This is a genomic window from Roseixanthobacter psychrophilus (assembly GCF_043195195.1).
Lineage (GTDB): Bacteria > Pseudomonadota > Alphaproteobacteria > Rhizobiales > Xanthobacteraceae > NCEH01.
Map to the genome: position 1 here is coordinate 1 of NZ_JBAFWT010000157.1, position 911 is coordinate 911.

At 57.3% G+C, this 911-nt stretch carries 1 protein-coding gene; it reads left to right on the top strand.

Translation table 11 applies throughout. From position 1 onward, the window contains the following. Positions 1–217: 217 nt before the first annotated feature. Positions 218–911, top strand: a 694-nt coding sequence (locus V5F77_RS28975) for a TonB-dependent receptor plug domain-containing protein (protein ID WP_429008498.1), incomplete at its 3' end; no start/stop codon positions are given.

Here is a 911-nt window from a genome sequence, read left to right on the forward strand (position 1 = left end):
GCCCATCTCCATTCCGTAGGTGATCGCCCGGTCCGGTGCGGCAATGGTGGGCACAGATTGAAATTATTCCAATGCAAAAAGTAATCGTCTTATTAAAATAGGTCTAAGTACAATGTTGCTTGATTATGTTGAAGTGAAGGCCAGAGTCAGCATACAAGAAATATATGAGTGTCCTGGATTGTGATTTTCTTAGGGCCGATTTTGCGGAGCTTATGAAATGATGTCGGCGGGGAATTGGGGATATGTGCGGGCGTCGAAGCATGCGGATACTGCGCGCCTCGCCCTGAAGGGGTCACTTGGCGTGACTGTGGGGGTCGCCTCGGCCTTTGGCGGCCCTGCGCTTGCGCAGCAGGCTGCGACTGAGGTGGAGCTGCCGACCGTCCAGGTGCAGGATAATACCGGCGGATTCGTCGCCACCACCACCGGCGTCGCACGCCTGCCGGTGCCGATCTTCGACATGGCCCAGCAGGTCAATGTTGTCACCGAGGAGGTGATCCGGCAGCAGAACGTCACCACCTTGGACCAAGCTTTACGCAACATTTCCGGCATCACCTTTTCCGCCGGTGAGGGTGGTCAGCAGGGCGACAACCCGATCATCAGAGGATTCTCGGCACGCGGTGACATTTTCCGCGACGGCATCCGCGACACCGGCTGGTACACGCGCGACATGTTCAACATCGACGCGGTCGAGGTGTTCATGGGGCCATCGTCCTTCGCGTTCGGGCGCGGTTCGACGGGCGGCGCCATCAACATGGTGTCGAAGCTGCCCAAGGACGCGACTTTCGTGGAAGGCGACGTGACTGGCTATACCAGCCAGGGTTGGCGCACCACCCTCGATGCAAACGGAAAGTACAACGACAATATTTATGCCCGTATCAATTTGATGGCCCAGGATGTCGACACTGCGGATC